Genomic DNA, 19,521 nt, shown 5'->3' on the forward strand with positions numbered 1-19,521 from the left:
CGGTTAGCCGGGAAGAGCCGGGAACGAAGACTGAACCAGGAGACTACACATGAAATTCTTCACCAAGCTGATCCGCGACGAACAGGGCGCCACTGCAATTGAATACGGCCTGATCGCCGCACTCATCGCCGTTGCTGCCATCACCGCGATGCAGAGCCTCGGTAACGAGCTGAGCACGACCTTCAACAAGGTCGGCACCTCGATGAGCACTGCCAACACGGCTGCTTAATCGGCATAACGCCAAAACGAAGAAGGCGGCGGGAGCAATCCCGCCGCCTTTTTCTTTTTCTGCCGTAATCGTATCGGCAGAAGCGGTGTCGCGGATCAACGTCCGCGAATGACCACCTTGACCTTCTGACCAGCGCTCACGCCTTCGTTCGCACCAAGGCCGTTGAGCACGCGGAAGCGTTCAACCTGGTTATCCGTATAGGCCATGCGCCGGGCGAGCGAGGCAACCGTATCTCCGCTGCCGACAGTCACGACATCCAGAACACGGGGCACGATGCTGCCTGCCTGTTGCGCATCGATGCGCCGCATCGACGAGAACATGGGGTTGAACGCGCTGGCCTGACCGGCCGGGGTAATGGCGAGGAAGTGGTAAGCCCTGTCGTTGGCGAATTCATAGGCGAACACGGTCACATCGATCTGGTCGCTGCCCGACGTCACACGCGCCGTGCTGTACGCTGCGGGAAGGCCGTTCACGGTCGTGCGCTGGATCGCCTGGGGAGTGATCTGCTGTTCCTTGCTCAGACCCGCGAACACGCTGGTGACATAGGCGTTCAGATTGCCGTTATACGGGGCGAGCGTCAGCTGCGCCTTGCCGCTCTGGCCGCTGATCGAAACGGCGCGGGTGCCGTTGATCATATAAAAGCCCTGCGGCGCGGTGAACGCCAGACGCAGCTCAGGATGAATGAACTGACGTCCTTCGATGACGCCCTGCTGGGGATCATCACCATAGAGCAGCCCGTCGATACGCGACAGGAAGGTGTCGCGATTCGTTACACCGGTCATGCCTTGCGCCTTGGCCAATGCGCTTTGGACACGGCTGGCTGGATCGGGGTGGGTCGATGCCCATTCCGGAATGCTCGCGTTGTCGCGGCCCTGGATACGTGCATCGAGCGCGTTCTGCATCGCCAGACTCTGGAGAACGGTGCCCATTGCGCGCGGGTCATAACCCGCCTGGTTCAGATACCGGATGCCAAGATCGTCGGCCTCCAGTTCCTGGGTGCGGGAAAACTTCAGGGTCAGCAGCTGCGAACCCTGCATCGCAAGCTGACCCAGCTGCTGGCCGAAGCCGCCGCCGACCACCGATCCGACGACCGCACCCAGCAGGCCAAGCAGCGAATTCTGCTGCGCCTTTGCCTGCCTGCGCTGCGAGTGGCGCGCCGCGACGTGGCCAACTTCGTGGCCGAGAACGCCCGCGAGTTCGGCTTCGTTGTTCATCAGGCTGACGAGCTGGCGGGTGGTATAGATATAGCCGCCGGGAATGGCGAAGGCGTTGTTCACCGGGCTGTTCAGCAAAGACACCGTGAACGATTCGCGTGCGTTGCCGAGGCCCGACTGAACCGCGATGTTCTTGCCGACCTGTTCGACATACTGCGCCTGGGTCCCGGACATCGCACCGCCGAATTCGGCCAGCAGCTGCGGGTGTGCTTCCGAACCCATCTGGGCTTCGCTCTGCGTGATAGGCGCAGACGCGTCGGGAATTGGTCCGCCAACTGCGGCACAGCCGCCCAGCGCGAGCGAAAGCATTGCAGTGGACGTAACGGCGGTGAATTTGATGCGCGACATTTAAAGGCTCCCCTTGTGCAGGTGTGCGTCAAGGCATCCACCCGCGTGTTCGTTTACGACAAAGGAAACTTGGCGAAGCGGGGCTTTGTTCCCGCGTGCCTTTTTCAGCCTGCGATCTTCAGGAAACGTTCCTCGCGAATCCGCTTCAGTTCGGGCGCTTCGAATCGCTCCAACTTGTCGAGCTCTTCCGAAATAGCGGAGCCGAGCGCGGTGGCTGCCGCACGCGGGTCGCGGTGGGCACCGCCCACGGGCTCCGAAACGATCCGGTCGATCACGCCCAATTGGGCAAGATCCTGCGCGGTTATCTTCATCGCTTCCGCCGCATCAGGGGCCTTTTCGGCGGTGCGCCACAGGATCGACGCGCAACCTTCGGGCGAAATCACCGAATAGACCGCATGTTCGAGCATCAGGACGCGCTCCGCACTGGCCAACGCAACCGCACCGCCCGAACCGCCTTCGCCAACGATCGCAGCGACCATCGGTACGGGCAAGGCAAGGCACGCTTCGGTCGACCGGGCGATCGCTTCGGCTTGCCCTCGCTCTTCCGCCTCCACACCGGGAAAGGCGCCCGAGGTATCGACCAGCGTGACGACCGGCAGGCCGAAACGACCGGCCAGGCCCATCAGGCGGATCGCCTTGCGATAGCCTTCGGGCTTGCCCATGCCGAAATTGTGCTGGATGCGGCTGGCGGTATCGTTGCCTTTTTCATGCCCGATCAAGACAATCTTGCGGCCATTCAGCTTGGCAAAACCGCCAAGGATCGCTTCGTCCTCGCCATAGGCGCGATCACCGCCAAGCGGCACGAATTCATCGAACGCATAGTCCACATAGTCGCGAAAATGCGGGCGCTGCGGGTGTCTGGCTACCTGTGTCTTCTGCCACGGACTCAGCGATGCATACGTGCTGGAAAGCAGGTTTGCGCTCTTGATTTCCAGCCGCTGCAATTCGTTAGAAATGTCGACGTCGTCGCCTTCGGCGGCAGTACGCAATTCGGCGATGCGCTGTTCAAGCTCGGCAACCGGCTTTTCGAATTCAAGATAAGAGATCATCGCCACCCCGCTAGTCGCTCGCGCGGTGGCGGGCAAGAGGATGGCGTTCGTTGACCAGCTTGACGAGCCGCGCGGCATCCACGTGCGTGTATATCTGGGTCGTCGAGATATCCGCATGTCCGAGCAGCGTCTGGAGCGCACGAAGATCCGCTCCGCCTTCCAGAAGATGGGTCGCAAAAGCGTGACGAAGGACGTGGGGGCTGAGTTTTTCAGGAGGCAGGTCGGCTCGGGCGGCGAGCGCCTTGAGCAGCTGAAAAAGGCGCACGCGCGTAAGGTGGCCGGTTCGCGACGGAAACAACCACGCCGAATCCGCATCGCGCAGAGGCAACCATGCGGACATGGCCGCCTTTGCACGCTGACTGACGGGGACCATGCGGGTCTGCCCGCCCTTGCCTGTGACGGTCAGGAACGGGGCGTCGCGCGGCACGGCCGAAACGGGCAGGGACACGAGTTCGGTCGCGCGCAAACCCGATCCGTAAAGCAATTCCAGCAATGCGAGCATTCGCACAGCCAATTTCTCGCCGCTCGAAGCTTCCGTCTCGGCCCGTTCGAATAATGCCGCAATGTCCTCATGCGACAGAATTTTCGGCAACGGGCGGCGTGTCGCTGGACGCGGCAAGGCGTGCGTCGGATCGTCCTCGCGCACGCCCTCGTCCACAAGAAATCCGAAAAACTGGCGAAGGGACGAAACCTTGCGCGCCAGTGTGGCCGGTGCCAGCGAAGCCCAGCCCTGCCCCAGCCTCGCCAACTGAGCCGGCGATGCGCTTTCCAGCGCGCCGCCGACCATGTCATCGGCTTGTTCGAGATCGCGCCCATAGGCCAGGATCGTGTTGCGAGCGGCACCGCGTTCCGCCGCCAGCATTGCAAGGAAATCGTCGATCTGGCTCATTGCGCCCCCACGTCAGGCGCGCGCCACCGCCTCTGCAGCGATCATGCGGGCTTCGGCTTCCATCCCGACCCGGCGCAAGGCCGAAACGATGTGGAAAAGGTGGCGGGCGGTCATGCGATCCCAGCTGTCCCCCTGCATCCCGAGCCCGGCAAGAAACGCGACGAGGGCAGGATTGTTCACCTCTGCCGCGCGGTCGATTGCCCGGGTCCAACGCGTTTCACCGCCCAGACTGAACGACAGGCGGTTGCTGTATTCGGTGACTTCACCCTGATCGACGCGGTCCAGGCCGGCCAGCCCAGCCAGCAGGAATCGGGATTTGCGCTGGCGGGACGATTCGTCCGCATCGGTAAAGGTGTCGAGTTCCCCGTCCGTAACCTTCGCCTGGCGGTCGGGTGCGGCCAACGCCAGCAAGGCCCATCCCAGGCTGCCATCGTCAACGGTATCGGCCCAGCGCAAGGCGTCGCGGTCGAGGCCGGCCGCCAGCATGGACGCGATCAATTCGCCGGCATCATCGGCAAAATCGTCCTGCGCGGGCAACCGCGCCGCTGCATAGGCGGTCAGCACCATTCGGCCGTAGCCATATCCATCAGCGCCGTTCCACACGTCGCGGATGGCGGCGAGCCGGGCAGCCGGATCGGTGCCGACATAGGCTTCGCGCAGCCGCGAGGCGCGCACGGCCGCATCGCCCTGGGCCGAACCCAGCGCAAATATCTGCGAATAGAGGTCGACCATTGCTGCCGATGAATAAAGGCCGCTCTGCGCCGCGACATCGGCTGCAGCCACACGCTGGAGGGGTGACAGCGCCGGAGTAAGTGCGGCGCTTCGGAGCAGGGATTCGGGCAAATCCCTTGCCAGCGATTCCGGCACTTCTTCGCCCAGCGCATTCGCCAGCGCGAACCGCCACGCGGTCATGTCCTCGACATCGTCCCACTCGATGGTGACCGCTTTGCGCCCAGTGCCCGCCGCACCCGAAAAACGCTGCGCGAGCAGCACGTCGATCACCGCGCCTTCGCCGCGCGACTGGAGGCGGCGCAGATCGTTCTGCGCGCGCGTTTCCTCGCCTGCGAAAGCATTGCAGATACCAGCCAGCATCTTCCATTCGGCATCGTCCCGGTCGGTCTTGACCAACCGGACGGCCGGACACGCACCTACGATATCGGCTGTCCCGATATACGCATCGACCGCCGCATTCGCGAGGCCGGGCGAATAGTTCGCAGTGTCGATATCCTGGACCAGCGCGCGGGCGACAGCGTGTTCGCCCAGCGCGTTGAGGGCGCGAACCCTGAGGGCGGCAAATTCAACCGGGTCCATGCCCGATGGCGCCTCGAGACGGCTGGCAAGGGCGCGCCGCATGAGAATGTGCCCCCAGCGCGAAACCATCGGTGCCTTCGTGCCGCGCAGAACCGCCCTGACCAGTGCAGCCGGCTGGTTTGCCAGCGACCCGCGGGGAAGCCCACCCTCGGCATTCGAAATCACACCTGCCGCATCCATCGAACGCCGGGCAGCGGGGGGAATATCGAACTTGGCCTTGAGGCCGAGCAACTCGTCGAGTTCGTCGGTCGACATTTTCTCGAGTTCGCTGGCCGTCGGCAGACGTTCGAATTCGAACGCAGCTCCGGCGGTTTCCGCTTGCTGCTGTCCGCTCGGCAGCGGCTGCACGATTTCGCCGGCAACCGTGGCAGCAGGGCGCGGAGCCGAAGTGCCGGACGGTGCGGGTGCCTGAGACGGCCGCGGCGCGGGGGCCGGGGCCGGATCGTTGAAACCGGGCGGCAGGAGATCTTCGGGCGCATCCTGTGCCAGAACCAGCGTCGAGGTCAGCGCAAGCGCCGCCCCACCGATCAGCCAAGTCGCCTTCATCGGGCATTCTCCGGCAATTCGATGGTCTGCTCGATCGGATGCAAGGGCTCACGCCCGCCGTCGAACCAGGCCCACGCGAGCACGGCCACGATCGCCAACGCCGCAATTACTCCAACACGCTTACCGCTCATGGCCAAGATTTTCGCGTCCCGTCTCAAGTGCTCATACCTTGCCCGCGCCCTAGCCCATCTCTAGGCACGGCGGCAATGACCGAAGCGCTTGCCCTGTCCGATGCGGAAATTGCCGGTATCGCCCGCAGGCTTGACCGGCCGGTTGTCCTTGTGGGGCTGATGGGGGTCGGCAAATCCACGGTCGGGCGGCGGCTGGCCAATCTTCTATCGACCAAATTCGCCGATGCGGACGAAGAAATCGAACGTGCGGCCGATCGCAGTGTTGCCGAAATCTTCGAGGAATACGGCGAAGCCTATTTCCGTGATGGCGAACGACGTGTTATCGCCCGTCTGATGGAGGAACGCATCGGCGTGATCGCCACAGGCGGCGGTGCGTTCGTCGACGAGGAAACCCGCACCACGATTCTTGAAAACGGTCTGGCAATCTGGCTCGACTGCGACATCGATACGCTGGTCGAACGCACCGGCCGGCGCAACACCCGCCCCCTTTTGCGAAACGGCGATCCGCGCCAGATCCTCACCGAATTGAAAGACCGGCGCTCAGCGGCCTATTCGCAGGCCCAACTGCACATCGTCACCGACAACGGGCCGCATACCGAAACGGCGTTACGCATACTGGAGGCAATCGACGCATGGCTGTAATCCCTGTCGAACTCGCGGGCCGAAGCTATGACGTGCTGGTCGGACGGGGCGTTCTGGATCAGGCGATGGTCCACGCGCGGCCGTTCATTGAACCGTATCATGCCGCTGGCCGGCGCAAGGTGCCGGTCGTGGCCGATCGCAACGCGCTGAAATTTCACGGCGAGCGTCTGGCCCATTCGCTGGCCTCCGACGGGTTCGAAATCGACTGGTTCCTGGTCGAGCCGGGAGAGGCGGCGAAAAGCTGGGCCGGGCTGCAGGACCTGGTCGACTGGCTGCTCGAACTTGGCATCACGCGCGGCGATCATGTCTTTGCCCTTGGTGGCGGCGTCGTCGGCGACCTGACAGGCTTTGCCTGTGCCATCCTGAAGCGCGGTTGCGGGTTCATCCAGTTGCCGACCACCCTGCTGGCGCAGGTGGACAGTTCGGTGGGCGGGAAAACCGCAATCAACACATCGACCGGCAAGAACCTTGTCGGCGCGTTTCACCAACCGTCGCTGGTGCTGGCCGATCTCGACGCGCTTGCCACCCTGCCCTTGCGCGAATTGCGTGCCGGTTATGCCGAAGTGCTGAAATATGGCGCCCTGGGCGATGCTGGCTTTTTCGACTGGCTGGAGGCAAACGGCGACGCGGTGCTCGCGCTGGAAGATGACCCGCTCGAACGCGCGGTTGCCAACAGCGTTGCTGCAAAAGCCCGCATCGTCGCCGAGGACGAGCGCGAGACGACTGGCACCCGCGCCCTGCTCAACCTCGGCCACACTTTCGGACACGCGCTTGAAGCGGAAACAGGGTTTTCGGACCGGCTGCTCCATGGCGAAGGGGTCGCCCTGGGCATGGCGCTCGCCGCTCGGTATTCCGCGCGACGCGGGACCATGTCGCACGCCGATGCGGATCGCGTAACGCGCACGATCGAAGCGGCAGGCTTGCCGGCCAACATTTCCGCGCTGGCGCTGGATTGCAACGGGGCGGCACTTGTCGGCCATATGCTGCACGACAAGAAGATGGCTGCAGGCACCCTGCCCTTCATCCTGCTTCGCGCAATTGGCGACGCGTACCTTGCGAAGGACGTGAACCTGGACGATGTGGCTGCCTTCCTGGACGAACAGCTCCTGACCGATTGACCGGTGGAATTGCTGCGCGCATGCTGCAGCGCATGACGCGCTTCATCGACCTGTCGATCCCGATCACGAACGATGTCGTTTCCGACCCGGAGGTGATGCGGCCCAGGATCCAGTACATGACCCACGAAAGCACATGGCAACAGATCGCCATGTTCTTTCCCGGTCTGGAAAAGGACGACCTGCCCGACGGCGAAGGCTGGGCCGTGGAAACGCTCCAGCTGTCGACGCATAACGGAACCCACATGGATGCCCCGTGGCATTTCCACTCCACCACCGATTGCGGCGCAAGGCGCGCGCCCAGCATCGACGAAGCTCCCCTCGACCGATTTTTTCGTCCTGCGGTAAAGCTGGATTTCAGTCACCTTCCCGATGGGCATGTGGTGTCCGCGGCCGAAGTTGCAGAGGCGCTGGACAAGATCGAATACGCGTTGCAGCCGCTGGATATCGTGCTGGTCCAATCGGGGGCAATTTACGGCACCGACAACTTTACCGACCAGGGCGTGGGATTGGGCGAAGACGCCACGCTGTGGCTGACCGAACGGGGCGTGGAAGTCGTCGGCACCGACGCTTGGAGCTGGGACGCGCCGTTCAGCCATACGGCAAAACGATGGGCCGAAACGCGGGACCCGAAGATCATTTGGGAAGGCCACAAGGCAGGCCGCATCCGCCCGTACTATCAGATCGAGAAGCTGACGAACCTTTCATCGCTTCCCGCTCACGGGTTCACCCTGAGCTGTTTTCCCGTGAAGATCGAACGCGCCAGCGCGGGATGGATCCGCGCCGTCGCGATGATCGACGATTAGCCGGCGCGCGGCGTAAGCTTGGTTACCGAGCCAGCCTGGCTGGCATCGATTGCTTCGGCCAGCATCGCATCGTGATCGGCAAACAACCGTTCGATCTCGTTCCTGCGATCGAGGAGCGTGTAAGCGATGCCCGGCGCGAGGCTTTCGCCATCGCCGATCTTGCCGAGGATGCCGGCCAGGTCGCTGACCGTCGCTTCCTCCGGCGTCTTGAAGAAATGCCCCTTGTTGTCGAAGAAGCCTGTACCCCTGTGTGCCATGCCAAATACTCCTGTGCGAAAGCTTCAGAAGCGACTCGAAGAACCACAGGATCATCCACCAGCCGGCTGGTTACCAGTGCGTTTACCATGATCGACCGAAATTCGCGGCATTTGTGCAAGTTTGGATATGCTCCGAAACGCGTTCGTTTCGCAGCTCGGTAATATCCTGTTCCGTCCGGATCTATTCCAGTTCGAGAATGATCGCGTCGACCGCCAGGCTATCGCCTTCGGCAGCGTTGATCTTTGCCACCACCGCCTGCTTTTCGGCGCGCAGGATGTTTTCCATCTTCATGGCTTCGACAGTTGCGAGCGGTTGGCCAGGCTGGACCTCTTCGCCCTCGCCCACGTGCAGCTTCACCAGCAAACCCGGCATGGGGCAGATCAACAATCTGGAAAGGTCCGGCGGGACCTTTTCGATCATCAGCTTGGCGAGATGGGCAATCCGCGTCGGCAGAATACGCACATCGTGCGTCGCCCCGCGCGTCGTGAGCGCGTAACCGGTACGGGTCGGGGAAAGCTGCACGGTCAGCGCTTCGCCCGGCGTGTCTTCATCACCGCCCAGATCGACTTCGAGGATCGCGTCGCCGGGTGTATATTCCATCGACAAGGCAACCGGTTCGCCATCGACCGTGATCGCATCTTCTTCCAGAACCACGGCATAATCGGTTGCACCGATGCGCACCGTCCAGTCACCCGGGGCAAGCATGGTGCCGTCCAGTTGTTGGTCGATACGGCGCGCCCGGTCCGCATCGGCTGTGGCGATTACACCGCCGACCGCCGCAAGGCCGCGTAGCAGGTCTTCGGACGCCGGTGCCCCTTCGAACCCGTCGGGATATTCTTCCGCGATGAAGCCCGTGGTCAGTTCGCCCGAGCGGAACCGGTCGTGCTGCATGATCGCGCTGAGGAAATCGATGTTGTGGCCCAGCCCGTCGATCCGGAAAGCATCGAGAGCCTGCACCTGCAGATCTGCCGCCTCGTCCCGCGTTTCGCCCCATGTCACCAGCTTGGCGATCATGGGGTCGTAGAACATCGAGACTTCGCCGCCTTCGAACACCCCATCGTCGACGCGAACGCCGCCGATCCCGCGGCGCCCGTTCGCCGCACCGTCGTCGGCCCAGGGCTCAACCGGTGGCTGGTAATGCACGAGACGGCCGGTCGACGGCAGGAAGCCGCGATAGGGGTCTTCGGCATAAACGCGATTCTCGATCGCCCATCCGTCGATGGTCACGTCATCCTGCGACATGGCGAGCTTTTCGCCCGCAGCCACGCGGATCATCTGCTCCACCAGATCGACACCGGTGATCGCTTCCGTAACGGGGTGCTCTACCTGAAGCCGCGTGTTCATTTCGAGGAAGTAGAAACTTTCGCCGGACGGGTCCGCCCCGCTGACGATCAGTTCGACCGTGCCGGCGCTGTAATAACCCACCGCAGCGGACAGGGCGACGCATTGTTCGCCCATCGCCTTGCGCATTTTCGGTGTGACGAAGGGCGATGGCGCTTCCTCCACGACCTTCTGGTGGCGACGCTGGATGCTGCATTCGCGTTCGTTGAGGTAGATGATGTTGCCGTGCTTGTCGCCCAGCACCTGGATTTCGATATGACGGGGGTTCTCGATGAATTTCTCGATGAACACGCGGTCGTCGCCAAAGCTGTTCAGCCCTTCGCGCTTGGTGGCTTCGAACCCCTCGCGCACATCCTTCTCGTCATAGGCAAGGCGCATGCCCTTGCCCCCGCCGCCCGCGCTGGCCTTCATCATGACCGGATACCCGATTTCGGCGGAAATCCGGACCGCGTGTTCGGTATCGTCGATTTCGCCGACGTAACCCGGAACGACGTTCACGCCCGCCTCGCGCGCCAGCTTCTTCGATTCGATCTTGTCGCCCATCGCTGCGATGGCGTTGACGGGAGGGCCGATAAATTCGATCCCCTCTGCCGCCAGCGCCTCTGCGAAGCTGGTCCGTTCGGACAGGAAGCCATAGCCGGGATGAACGGCCTGCGCCCCCGTCTGCTTGCACGCGGCGATGATCTTGTCCGCGATCAGGTAGCTTTCGGCAGCAGCGGCGGGCCCAATATGCACCGCTTCGTCCGCCATCCGCACGAAAGGCGCGCGCGCATCGGCATCGGAATAGACGGCAACCGTGGCGATTCCCATCCGTCTGGCGGTCTTGATCACACGGCAGGCAATCTCACCACGGTTGGCAATCAGGATCTTTGAAAACATCGGGCCTCCGGCGCGGAAAAATAAGCGTTACATGCCCATGCCGCAGCGGAGGCCCGGTATCAAGGCGCGCTCAGCACGCCATGCGTTCGCCGGTCACTCGTTGGTGTCGATGTGACCGATTTCGGTGCGTTGTTCCTGAATGCAATCATCGAATTCGGCGAAAAGGGCCTTGGCCTTGTCTTCGCCGCCAACCTGCCGGGCGAATTCGGCATCCCATTTCTCGCCGTCAGGGTTGGATTTCCAGCCCATCGACGCGATGCCTTTGCGCATCTTCATGCCGACGATGGAATCCCATCCGCCGGTGCCCATGTGGAAATCGATCACGTCGTTCCAGCCGAGCGCCTTGTCGACTTTTTCGAACATCGAGATGATTTCATGGGCACGGGCTGCCTTGCCCGATTTCCACTTGATGAACTGGACCCGATACCAATCGACTTCGCGCAGTTCGGGTGTTTCATGATGTTCGGCAAGAGCCGGCGTTGCACCGAACACAAGGCCCAGCGCAGCGGCAGTCAGAGTCAGCTTCTTCATAAAGTTCTCCCCCAGTAAAGGTTACGACCCTAAGAAGCGTCCCGGTTTTGTTGATGCTGATGTCCCCCCAGCGCGCACAGGCAACGCCTCTTTTGAAGGCGAGTCAAGCAGGCCATGCACACGGTTGAAATTCCAGTCGATTCCCTATTCCGCTGGTTCCAGTTTGCGCTCGCAAGCGCGCATCGGCTCTTGTTGGGCAAGAGGCGTGAGTCCCAGTTTTGCAAACAGCGCCACGTCGCTGTCGTCGCCCGCATTGGGAGCCGTGAGCAACGTGTCGCCGGTGAAGATCGAATTCGCGCCGGCCATGAAACAAAGAGCCTGCGTGGCCTCGGACATGCTTTCGCGCCCTGCACTAAGGCGCACCATGCTCATCGGCATGCAGATGCGCGCCACCGCCACGGTGCGAACGAACTCGATATCGTCGATCTTGGCGAGCGGGGTGTCGGCGAGCATATCCCCCAGAACCGTGCCCTTGACCGGGACAAGCGCGTTGACCGGTACGCTTTCGGGATGGCGTTCGAGCGTGGCGAGCGTGTTGACGAAGCCGACCCGATCCTCGCGCGTTTCGCCCATCCCGACGATCCCGCCGCTGCACACGTTGATGCCAGCGTCGCGCACATTCTGGAGCGTGTCGAGCCGGTCCTGATAGTTGCGGGTCGAGATCACGCGCTCGTAATATTCGGGGCCGGTATCGACGTTGTGGTTGTAGTAATCGAGGCCCGCTTCTTTCAGCATGTCCGCCTGTTTCGGCGTCAGCATGCCCAGCGTCATGCAGGTCTCCAGCCCCATGGCGCGCACGCCCTTCACGATCTCGACGAGTCCAGGCATGTCGCGGTCCTTGGGGTTGCGCCAGGCGGCACCCATACAGAAGCGCTGGCTGCCTGCGTCCTTTGCCTGCGCCGCGCGCTGGAGGACGGACTGGACCTCCATCAGCTTCGTCGCCTCGACCCCGCTGTCGGCCTTCACCGATTGCGAGCAATAGCCGCAATCCTCCGGACACCCGCCGGTCTTGATCGACAGCAGCGTGCACAGCTGGACCTGGCTTGGCGGATGAAATTCGCGGTGGACCGTGGCGGCCTGGAAGAGCAATTCGGTGAACGGCAAATTGAAGAGGCCCGCGATTTCCTCGCGGGTCCAATCGGTGCGGATTTGGATCACGCGGGTTTCCTTGCAAGATAGATACCCAGCGTCATCACCGCGATGCCGATCAGGCGCTTGGGTGTGAGGCTGGACTGGATAGCGCCAAGCCATCCGAAATGGTCAATTGCCGCTGCCGCAACGATCTGCCCCAGCAGGACGAAAAATATCGCATTACCCAGCCCGATGCGCGGCGCGGCATAGGCAACAGATGTGGCATAAAACAGCATGAAGATGGCGCCAAACCATATCCACGGCGTCTCGAAATGGAATGCTGACGCTTGTGGCAAGCCGGTAATGACCAGCATGATCATCGCTATTACAAGTCCAACGGCGAAGGTTACTGCTGTAGCCGCGACCGGACCACCAAGCTGCTTACCAAGCGCGGAATTGAGCGCAGCAAAAACGGGTATGCCAATGCCCGCGGCGAACATCATTCCCGCGATGGGCAAGAACGCGGACTGCGGTGCAGCGCTCACTCCGCTGCGTCCTCCATATCCTCGCCCGCAGGTGGCATGTTGTGCCCCAGCAACCGCAGCACGTCCGCCGCGCATTCGACCACATTGCTGCCCGGACCGTAGATGCCCTGGACCCCGGCATCGCGCAGGAAGTCGTAATCCTTCTGCGGGATCACGCCGCCGGCAATCACCTTGATATCGGGGCGACCGGCGTCCTTCAGCAGGCCGATCAGTTCGGGTATCAGCGTCTTGTGCCCCGCCGCAAGGCTGCTCGCACCGATGGCGTCGACTTCATTTTCCAGAGCCATGTCGCGGGTTTCCGCAGGTGTCTGGAACAACGGGCCGGAAAGCACGTCGAAACCCATGTCGGCAAACGCGGAGGCTATGACATTGGCACCGCGATCGTGCCCGTCCTGGCCCATCTTCGCGACCATGATCCTGGGTTTGTGGCCGAGCCGGCGTTCCACCGCCTTCACGCCTTCGATCACCTGTTCGTACCGGTCGTCGCCCTCATACGCCTGCGAGTAGATGCCGCGAACCGGCTTGGGCAGCGTGTTGTAGCGGCCATAGGCGTCTTCCATCGCCTGGCTGATTTCGCCCAACGTCGCATCGTGGCGCGCCGCCTCCACGGCGAGCGCGAGAAGATTGCCATCCTTCTGCGCCGCCCCGCGTGCAAGCGCGTCGAGCGCTGCCTTGCAGGCCATGTCGTCGCGCCCTGCCCGCACCTTCTCGAGGCGTGCAATCTGGCTTTCGCGCACGGCGTGGTTGTCGATGTCGAGCGTGTCGATGTCGGCCTCTTTTTCGAGGCGATACTTGTTGACGCCAACGATCACCGTTTCGCCCTTGTCGACGCTGGCCTGCTTGGCCGCGGCGGCGCTTTCGATGGCCGCCTTGGGCTTGCCGCTGGCGACATAGGCCGTCATCCCGCCTGCCGCTTCCACTTCGGCGAGCAACAACCGGGCCTCGTCGACCAGCGCAGCGGTGAGGCTTTCGATATAATAGCTGCCGCCCAGCGGATCGGCGACGTGGGTGATGCCTGTTTCTTCCTGGATCACCAGCTGCGTGTTGCGCGCGATGCGGGCGGAAAAATCGGTCGGCAAGGCGATCGCTTCATCGAGCGCGTTGGTGTGAAGCGACTGCGTTCCGCCCAGCACCGCCGCCATCGCCTCAACCGTGGTGCGGATGACGTTGTTGTAGGGGTCCTGCTCCTGCAAGCTCACGCCGCTTGTCTGGCAATGGGTCCGCAGCATCTTCGATTTTTCGTTCTGCGCGCCCAGCCCGTCCATCACGTCATGCCACAGCGCGCGGGCCGCCCGCATCTTGGCGATCTCCATGAAGAAATTCATGCCGATGCCCCAGAAGAAGGACAGGCGCGGCGCAAAGGCATCGATATCGAGCCCCGCTTCCATCGCGCGCTTGGCGTATTCCTTGCCGTCCGCAATCGTGAAGGCCAGTTCCTGCACCGCCGTCGCGCCGGCTTCGTGCATGTGATAGCCGCTGATCGAAATACTGTTGAATTTCGGCATGTTGGCCGATGTGTACGCGATGATGTCGGACACGATCCGCATGCTCGGTTCGGGCGGATAGATATAGGTGTTGCGGACCATGAACTCCTTGAGGATATCGTTCTGGATGGTCCCCGAAAGCTTGTCCTGTGATACGCCCTGGCGTTCCGCCGCGACGATGTAGAACGCCAGCACGGGAATGACCGCGCCGTTCATCGTCATGGAAACGCTCATCGTGTCGAGCGGGATCTGGTCGAACAGGATTTCCATGTCGCGCACGGTGTCGATCGCAACGCCCGCCTTGCCGACATCGCCGACAACGCGGGGATGGTCGGAATCGTAACCCCGGTGGGTGGCCAGATCGAAGGCGACCGACAGGCCTTTTTGCCCGGCGGCAAGATTGCGGCGATAAAAGGCGTTCGATTCCTCGGCGGTGGAAAAGCCTGCGTACTGGCGGATGGTCCACGGGCGGCCGGTGTACATCGACGCATACGGCCCGCGCGTGAACGGCGCGATGCCGGGAACGCCAGGGTCGATGCCCTGTGTATCCTCGCTCGTGTAGAGCGGCTTCACGGCGATACCTTCCGGCGTATGCCAGGTCAGGTCGCGGCCCTTCACTTCCTTGTCGGCGAGGGGCTTCCAGTCGTCATAGGTGCGCTTTTCGGTCATGCCCAAGCCCTAGCGGGGCCGGGCGCGCTTGCCAATCAGGCAGAGGCGCTTGGCCGTGCGGAAACCCGTTCGTGCCATGCGCGCAGGTTCGCGCATTCCTCGGGCATGTCCATGCCGACAAAACCGGCGAAATCGATGGTTGTCAGCAACAGGATATCGGCCGCGCTAAAAGCCTCCCCGGCAAGAAATTCCCGCCCCTTCAGCGACGTGTCGAAAAAGCGCATCGCATCCAGCGCGCGCGGACGGTTTGCTTCGCCCCATTCGACATTGCGGCCCGGAAGGGCGGCGGTGAACGCATGGGTGTGGACCCACACCGCGCCCACGGCGGGCATGAGGATCATCTCGACCCGGCGGCTCCACATCTCGATCTCCGCGATTTCCACCGGTCCCGTCCCGAACAGGCAGGGTTCGGGATGCAGCGCTTCGAGATACCGCATGATCGCAACGCTTTCCGCAATCACCGTACCATCGTCCAGTTCGAGGATCGGCGTCTGTCCCCGCGGATTCTTGGCGACGAATTCCGGCGCCTTCTGTTCGCGCCGGGGAATGGAAACTTCCTGCGAAGGCAGGTCGATGCCCTTTTCTGCGGCGAAAATACGCACGCGGCGCGGATTCGGTGCGGGATTTGGGCTGTCGTAAAAGATCATCGCTCTGCGTTCCTCGCTGTCGTCGGGCCGGTCAGTTGGACCAGTGCGCGCCTTCCCTGGGCGTTTCCATGATTTCGGTCAGCTGGCCCATCATGTCCTTGGGGTGGAGGAAGAAGATCGGCGTGCCGTGCGCGCCGATGCGCGTGGGGCCAAGGATGCGCTTACCCATGTCCTCGAACCATTTGCGCGCGTCCTCGATATCCTCGACTTCGTAGCACAGGTGATGCTGCGCGCCGGCGGGGTTCTTTTCGAGGAATTTGGCGATGGGGCTGTCGGGACCAAGCGGTTCGATCAGCTCGATCTGCGTGCCGTGGGTGCCGTTTTCGCCGGGCGTATCGACGAAGCAGACCTTCACCCCCTGCGCCTCGAGATCGAACGGCTTGTGGAACGAGGTCGCGCCCATGACATCGCGGTAATAGCGGATCGATTCCTCGATCGAGGGCGTAGCGACGCCGATGTGATTGAGACGGCCGAGTTTCATTGATCGTTCCTCTGTCGCGACTGGCTCATTCCCCCACCACGCTTTCCGGGCGGCAGCACATCCTGAACCAGAACCATTGATTTTCCCGACTTGCACATTGCAACCTGAACGCTTCGCGCAACTCCGGCTTCGGTCGTGCGGCGATGGTAGCCGTAAAATGCGCAATCGGGGGTTCCGTGGTCAGGAGTGAACCCTGCTGACAACAAATCTGCAACGACTTCGCCCCGCAAGGACCAATCAGTCCGCGCTAGCCCTTCTAAATGAATTTGGGCGGCTTGTGCATCGCCAAGGACGATGGCCTCAAGCGGGCTACGCGGTGTCAAATCGGGCGCCTGCGCGAACGCAGCCATGGGCAGCAAGAGGAGGGCAAGGCCTGTGCTACAATGGAATATTGTCATGCTTCTTCCACGGGTTTTCGAGCACCTTCCCGCGAAGCTTCCGTAGCCCCAGCGCAATCCGCCGCCGCGTGGAGTGCGGGTAGATCACCTCGTCGATATAGCCGCGGCTCGCCGCCACGAAGGGGTTGGCGAAGCGGTCTTCGTATTCCTTCGTCTTCTCGGCGATCTTGTCCGGATCGTCGCGGTCCTGGCGGAAGATGATCTCGACCGCGCCCTTGGCGCCCATCACGGCGATTTCGGCGGTGGGCCATGCGTAGTTGAGGTCGCCGCGCAAATGCTTGGAGGCCATCACGTCATACGCGCCGCCATAGGCCTTGCGGGTGATCACGGTGATCTTGGGCACGGTCGCCTCGGCATAGGCGAAGAGCAGCTTCGCGCCGTGCTTGATGATGCCATTATGCTCCTGCGCCGTGCCGGGCAGGAAGCCCGGCACGTCGACGAAAGTCAGGATCGGGATTTCGAAGGCATCGCAGAACCGCACGAAGCGCGCGGCTTTCTTGGACGAATTGATGTCGAGCACGCCCGCCAGCACCATCGGCTGGTTGGCCACGACGCCAACCGTGCGCCCTTCGACACGCCCGAAGCCGCACAGGATATTGCCCGCGTGCGCCGGCTGAATTTCGAAGAAATCGCCTTCGTCCAGGACCTTGGCGATCACTTCGTGCATGTCGTATGGCTGGTTGGCGTTGTCGGGGATCAGCGTGTCCAGGCTCGCCTCTTCGCGGTCCCACGGGTCCGATGTGGGCCGTTCGGGCACCTCTTCGCGATTCGACAGCGGCAGGAAGTCAAAGAAATTGCGGGTCGCGAGCAGGGTTTCGATGTCGTTTTCGAACGCGACATCGGCCACCGATGTCTTGGTCGTGTGGGTAATTGCCCCACCCAGTTCTTCCTGCGTGACGACTTCGTTGGTCACCGTTTTCACCACGTCCGGGCCGGTGACGAACATGTACGAGCTGTCCTTCACCATGAAAATGAAGTCGGTCATCGCGGGCGAATAGACCGCACCGCCCGCACACGGCCCCATGATCAGGCTGATCTGCGGGACCACGCCGCTGGCAAGAACGTTGCGCTGGAACACATCGGCATAGCCACCAAGACTGGCGACACCTTCCTGGATGCGCGCACCGCCGCTGTCGTTAAGCCCGATCACCGGCGCGCCGTATTTCATGGCGCCTTCCATGACCTTGCAGATTTTTTCCGCATGGCGTTTTGACAGGCTGCCGCCGAAAACCGTGAAATCCTGGCTGAACACGAACACGAGGCGTCCGTTGATCGTGCCCGAACCGGTGACCACGCCGTCACCGGGAATTTTCTGGGTTTCCATTCCGAAATCGGTGCAATCGTGTTCGACATAGGTGTCGAGTTCTTCGAAACTGCCTTCGTCCAGCAGTACGTCGAGCCGTTCGCGCGCGGTCAGTTTACCCTTGGCGTGCTGTGCGTCGATCCGCTTCTGGCCCCCACCCATGCGGGCAGCTTCGCGGCGGCGTTCCATTTCGGCGATATTGGCGGACATGCTCTCTCCGTTTGAACTCTCGGCAAACCGCCTAGAGCGCGGAGCGCGGCAGCGTCAATCGCGGTGGGCAGATATCAGGAATTCCACATTGCCTTCCGGACCGGTGATCGGGCTTTCGACTATGCCCTGGACAACGAAGCCCAGCCCTTCGACCCAGGCGCGCACTTCATCGCACACACGCTGGTGCAAATGCGGGTCGCGCACCACACCGCCCTTGCCCACTTCTTCGCGACCGACTTCGAATTGCGGCTTGATCAGCGCCACGAGACGGCATTGCCGCGCAGCCAGTTCGAGCGGGCGTTCCAGCACCTTTGCCAGCCCGATGAAGCTGGCATCGCAGACGACCCAACTGCACGGCCGGTCGATCATCTGCGGCGTCAGGATGCGGGCGCTGGTCTGTTCGAGCACGGTAACGCGTTCGTCCTGCCGCAGCTTCCACGCCAGCTGGTTTGTCCCGCTGTCGACCGCGAAAACGTGATCGGCACCGCCCTGCAAAAGCACATCGGTAAATCCGCCGGTGGAACTGCCGATATCCATCGCGGTCACGCCCGAAGGGTCGAGGCCGAAATGTTCGATTGCATGGGCCAGCTTGATGCCGCCCCGACTTACCCACGGGTGGTCGCGGCCGCGCACTTCGAGCGGCGCGTCTTCGGCCAGTTGCTGACCGGGCTTCGGCAGTTTCTTCTCGTTCGAGAACACCAGCCCCGCCATCACCAGCGCCTGCGCCCGCGTTCGGCTCTCCACGAGCCCGCGGTCGACAAGCATCTGGTCGAGGCGTTTTTTCGGCAATGCAAACTCCGTTTGAAACCAGGGCGCTTAGCGATCATTGGTACATCATGAAACCGATCTATGCCCATGCCACAGGCGCTCTTGCACTCACCTTCGCCATCGCCGCCTGCGTGCCTGCACCCGATTCGACGCCCGCACCGGCCCCTGCCCCGAGACCTGTGGCGACGAGCGCGGCCCCCGCCCCGGCGCCAGCGCCGGTCTACGATGCCTGGATCGACGCTCCGCAAACCGCGGGCGATTGGCGGATCTCCGGCTCGCAGGCCATCTTTGCCGATGCCAGTTCGTCCGGCGGCCCGATCCCCTCCGGAGTTGCCAAGCTGCTGCTGGAATGTCGGCCCGGTTCGATCCGGGTCATGGTTTACAGCGATTCGCGCGTCGCCGTGCCCGTCACGATCCGCACCGAAACCGCGGCACGCAGCTTTACCGCGCAACCTGTGGCATCCGGCACCAGCCGCCATGTCATGTTCGACATCGCCGCGCGTGACCCGATACTCGACGCCATGGCGCTGACCCGCGGGCGCTTCGCCGTAGAAGCGCAAGGGACCACGCCGCTGTACATTCCCAATTGGGCCGAAGTGACGCGGGTCATCGAGGATTGTCGCTGACAACAAAAAAGGCCCGCGCGGTTTCGCCGG

Annotated in this window: 21 protein-coding genes; 5 read left to right on the forward strand and 16 right to left on the reverse strand. The window is 62.6% G+C overall.

The features are described 5' to 3' along the window. Window positions 1–49 precede the first annotated feature (49 nt). Window positions 50–229, forward strand: a complete 180-nt coding sequence (locus VR863_RS06520; protein WP_324827661.1) for a Flp family type IVb pilin — start codon at window positions 50–52, stop codon at window positions 227–229. Window positions 230–324: 95 nt separating this feature from the next. On the opposite strand, the gene VR863_RS06525 is transcribed toward VR863_RS06520, so the two are convergent. The 5 genes from VR863_RS06525 to VR863_RS06545 all read right to left on the reverse strand — a co-directional run bounded on the left by VR863_RS06525 (window position 325) and on the right by VR863_RS06545 (window position 5,717). Continuing rightward, window positions 325–1,791: a M48 family metalloprotease gene (locus VR863_RS06525; RefSeq protein WP_324827662.1), complete on the reverse strand. Its 1,467-nt coding sequence runs from the start codon at window positions 1,789–1,791 to the stop codon at window positions 325–327. Window positions 1,792–1,895: 104 nt separating this feature from the next. Next, complete coding sequence (locus VR863_RS06530) at window positions 1,896–2,840, reverse strand: acetyl-CoA carboxylase carboxyltransferase subunit alpha (protein ID WP_324827663.1); 945 nt, start codon at window positions 2,838–2,840, stop codon at window positions 1,896–1,898. A 10-nt stretch (window positions 2,841–2,850) separates the two neighbouring features. Next, a complete protein-coding gene (locus VR863_RS06535) occupies window positions 2,851–3,729 on the reverse strand; it encodes a tyrosine recombinase (protein ID WP_324827664.1) in 879 nt (292 codons plus the stop codon). Window positions 3,730–3,741: 12 nt separating this feature from the next. After that, window positions 3,742–5,586, reverse strand: a complete 1,845-nt coding sequence (locus tag VR863_RS06540; protein ID WP_324827665.1) for a hypothetical protein — start codon at window positions 5,584–5,586, stop codon at window positions 3,742–3,744. Beyond that, window positions 5,583–5,717 carry a hypothetical protein gene (locus VR863_RS06545; protein WP_324827666.1) on the reverse strand — a complete coding sequence of 45 codons (135 nt, stop codon included), beginning with the start codon at window positions 5,715–5,717 and terminating at the stop codon, window positions 5,583–5,585. Before VR863_RS06545 ends, VR863_RS06540 begins: the two co-directional genes overlap by 4 nt. A 75-nt stretch (window positions 5,718–5,792) precedes the next feature. Here VR863_RS06545 and VR863_RS06550 point away from each other — a divergent pair, with 75 nt between their 5' ends. The 3 genes from VR863_RS06550 to VR863_RS06560 are packed head-to-tail and all read left to right on the forward strand — an operon-like array spanning window position 5,793 to window position 8,280. Next, on the forward strand, window positions 5,793–6,359 hold the full coding sequence (locus VR863_RS06550) for a shikimate kinase (protein WP_324827667.1): 567 nt from the start codon (window positions 5,793–5,795) through the stop codon (window positions 6,357–6,359). After that, a complete protein-coding gene (aroB, locus tag VR863_RS06555) occupies window positions 6,350–7,477 on the forward strand; it encodes a 3-dehydroquinate synthase (protein WP_324827668.1) in 1,128 nt (375 codons plus the stop codon). Before VR863_RS06550 ends, aroB begins: the two co-directional genes overlap by 10 nt. Before the next feature lie 32 nt (window positions 7,478–7,509). Beyond that, on the forward strand, window positions 7,510–8,280 hold the full coding sequence (locus tag VR863_RS06560) for a cyclase family protein (protein WP_324827669.1): 771 nt from the start codon (window positions 7,510–7,512) through the stop codon (window positions 8,278–8,280). Here the strand turns inward: VR863_RS06560 and VR863_RS06565 are convergent. The 11 genes from VR863_RS06565 to VR863_RS06615 all read right to left on the reverse strand — a co-directional run bounded on the left by VR863_RS06565 (window position 8,277) and on the right by VR863_RS06615 (window position 18,862). Then, window positions 8,277–8,537 carry a hypothetical protein gene (locus VR863_RS06565; protein WP_324827670.1) on the reverse strand — a complete coding sequence of 87 codons (261 nt, stop codon included), beginning with the start codon at window positions 8,535–8,537 and terminating at the stop codon, window positions 8,277–8,279. The genes VR863_RS06560 and VR863_RS06565 overlap by 4 nt on opposite strands. A 181-nt stretch (window positions 8,538–8,718) precedes the next feature. Beyond that, window positions 8,719–10,758, reverse strand: coding sequence for an acetyl/propionyl/methylcrotonyl-CoA carboxylase subunit alpha (locus VR863_RS06570; RefSeq protein WP_324827671.1), 2,040 nt, complete (start codon window positions 10,756–10,758; stop codon window positions 8,719–8,721). A gap of 93 nt (window positions 10,759–10,851) precedes the next feature. Continuing rightward, complete coding sequence (locus VR863_RS06575) at window positions 10,852–11,289, reverse strand: hypothetical protein (protein ID WP_324827672.1); 438 nt, start codon at window positions 11,287–11,289, stop codon at window positions 10,852–10,854. Between the two features lie 144 nt (window positions 11,290–11,433). Continuing rightward, window positions 11,434–12,447, reverse strand: coding sequence for a biotin synthase BioB (bioB, locus tag VR863_RS06580; protein WP_324827673.1), 1,014 nt, complete (start codon window positions 12,445–12,447; stop codon window positions 11,434–11,436). Continuing rightward, entirely contained in the window at window positions 12,444–12,905 is a 462-nt protein-coding gene (locus tag VR863_RS06585; RefSeq protein WP_324827674.1) for a DMT family transporter, read from the reverse strand. The genes bioB and VR863_RS06585 overlap by 4 nt, the downstream gene beginning before the upstream one ends. Continuing rightward, complete coding sequence (gene scpA, locus VR863_RS06590) at window positions 12,902–15,058, reverse strand: methylmalonyl-CoA mutase (protein WP_324827675.1); 2,157 nt, start codon at window positions 15,056–15,058, stop codon at window positions 12,902–12,904. The genes VR863_RS06585 and scpA overlap by 4 nt, the downstream gene beginning before the upstream one ends. 35 nt (window positions 15,059–15,093) lie before the next feature. Next, window positions 15,094–15,705: a glutathione S-transferase family protein gene (locus VR863_RS06595; RefSeq protein ID WP_324827676.1), complete on the reverse strand. Its 612-nt coding sequence runs from the start codon at window positions 15,703–15,705 to the stop codon at window positions 15,094–15,096. Window positions 15,706–15,736: 31 nt separating this feature from the next. After that, window positions 15,737–16,186, reverse strand: a complete 450-nt coding sequence (gene mce / locus VR863_RS06600) for a methylmalonyl-CoA epimerase (protein WP_324827677.1) — start codon at window positions 16,184–16,186, stop codon at window positions 15,737–15,739. Further along, window positions 16,183–16,536, reverse strand: a complete 354-nt coding sequence (locus tag VR863_RS06605) for a hypothetical protein (RefSeq protein ID WP_324827678.1) — start codon at window positions 16,534–16,536, stop codon at window positions 16,183–16,185. The genes mce and VR863_RS06605 overlap by 4 nt, the downstream gene beginning before the upstream one ends. Before the next feature lie 28 nt (window positions 16,537–16,564). Further along, window positions 16,565–18,097, reverse strand: coding sequence for an acyl-CoA carboxylase subunit beta (locus tag VR863_RS06610; RefSeq protein WP_324827679.1), 1,533 nt, complete (start codon window positions 18,095–18,097; stop codon window positions 16,565–16,567). 54 nt (window positions 18,098–18,151) lie between these two features. Continuing rightward, window positions 18,152–18,862: a TlyA family RNA methyltransferase gene (locus tag VR863_RS06615; RefSeq protein WP_324827864.1), complete on the reverse strand. Its 711-nt coding sequence runs from the start codon at window positions 18,860–18,862 to the stop codon at window positions 18,152–18,154. Window positions 18,863–18,933: 71 nt separating this feature from the next. Between VR863_RS06615 and VR863_RS06620 the strand changes: the two genes are divergently transcribed. Further along, window positions 18,934–19,491 carry a hypothetical protein gene (locus VR863_RS06620; RefSeq protein WP_324827680.1) on the forward strand — a complete coding sequence of 186 codons (558 nt, stop codon included), beginning with the start codon at window positions 18,934–18,936 and terminating at the stop codon, window positions 19,489–19,491. Window positions 19,492–19,521: the final 30 nt, after the last annotated feature.

Source organism: Qipengyuania zhejiangensis, from assembly GCF_035607565.1.
Classification (GTDB): Bacteria; Pseudomonadota; Alphaproteobacteria; order Sphingomonadales; family Sphingomonadaceae; genus Qipengyuania; species Qipengyuania zhejiangensis.

Excerpts from the sequence above, each read along its gene's own strand:
- VR863_RS06570 (WP_324827671.1), bottom strand. The coding sequence starts at position 10,758 with ATGTTTTCAAAGATCCTGATTGCCAACCGTGGTGAGATTGCCTGCCGT.
- scpA (WP_324827675.1), bottom strand. The coding sequence starts at position 15,058 with ATGACCGAAAAGCGCACCTATGACGACTGGAAGCCCCTCGCCGACAAG.
- VR863_RS06565 (WP_324827670.1), bottom strand. The coding sequence starts at position 8,537 with ATGGCACACAGGGGTACAGGCTTCTTCGACAACAAGGGGCATTTCTTC.
- VR863_RS06550 (WP_324827667.1), top strand. The coding sequence starts at position 5,793 with ATGACCGAAGCGCTTGCCCTGTCCGATGCGGAAATTGCCGGTATCGCC.
- VR863_RS06615 (WP_324827864.1), bottom strand. The coding sequence starts at position 18,862 with ATGCTTGTCGACCGCGGGCTCGTGGAGAGCCGAACGCGGGCGCAGGCG.
- VR863_RS06545 (WP_324827666.1), bottom strand. The coding sequence starts at position 5,717 with ATGAGCGGTAAGCGTGTTGGAGTAATTGCGGCGTTGGCGATCGTGGCC.
- VR863_RS06525 (WP_324827662.1), bottom strand. The coding sequence starts at position 1,791 with ATGTCGCGCATCAAATTCACCGCCGTTACGTCCACTGCAATGCTTTCG.
- VR863_RS06520 (WP_324827661.1), top strand. The coding sequence starts at position 50 with ATGAAATTCTTCACCAAGCTGATCCGCGACGAACAGGGCGCCACTGCA.
- VR863_RS06535 (WP_324827664.1), bottom strand. The coding sequence starts at position 3,729 with ATGAGCCAGATCGACGATTTCCTTGCAATGCTGGCGGCGGAACGCGGT.
- VR863_RS06595 (WP_324827676.1), bottom strand. The coding sequence starts at position 15,705 with ATGATCTTTTACGACAGCCCAAATCCCGCACCGAATCCGCGCCGCGTG.
- VR863_RS06605 (WP_324827678.1), bottom strand. The coding sequence starts at position 16,536 with ATGGCTGCGTTCGCGCAGGCGCCCGATTTGACACCGCGTAGCCCGCTT.
- VR863_RS06540 (WP_324827665.1), bottom strand. The coding sequence starts at position 5,586 with ATGAAGGCGACTTGGCTGATCGGTGGGGCGGCGCTTGCGCTGACCTCG.
- mce (WP_324827677.1), bottom strand. The coding sequence starts at position 16,186 with ATGAAACTCGGCCGTCTCAATCACATCGGCGTCGCTACGCCCTCGATC.
- VR863_RS06530 (WP_324827663.1), bottom strand. The coding sequence starts at position 2,840 with ATGATCTCTTATCTTGAATTCGAAAAGCCGGTTGCCGAGCTTGAACAG.
- VR863_RS06620 (WP_324827680.1), top strand. The coding sequence starts at position 18,934 with ATGAAACCGATCTATGCCCATGCCACAGGCGCTCTTGCACTCACCTTC.
- aroB (WP_324827668.1), top strand. The coding sequence starts at position 6,350 with ATGGCTGTAATCCCTGTCGAACTCGCGGGCCGAAGCTATGACGTGCTG.
- VR863_RS06560 (WP_324827669.1), top strand. The coding sequence starts at position 7,510 with ATGACGCGCTTCATCGACCTGTCGATCCCGATCACGAACGATGTCGTT.
- VR863_RS06610 (WP_324827679.1), bottom strand. The coding sequence starts at position 18,097 with ATGTCCGCCAATATCGCCGAAATGGAACGCCGCCGCGAAGCTGCCCGC.
- VR863_RS06575 (WP_324827672.1), bottom strand. The coding sequence starts at position 11,289 with ATGAAGAAGCTGACTCTGACTGCCGCTGCGCTGGGCCTTGTGTTCGGT.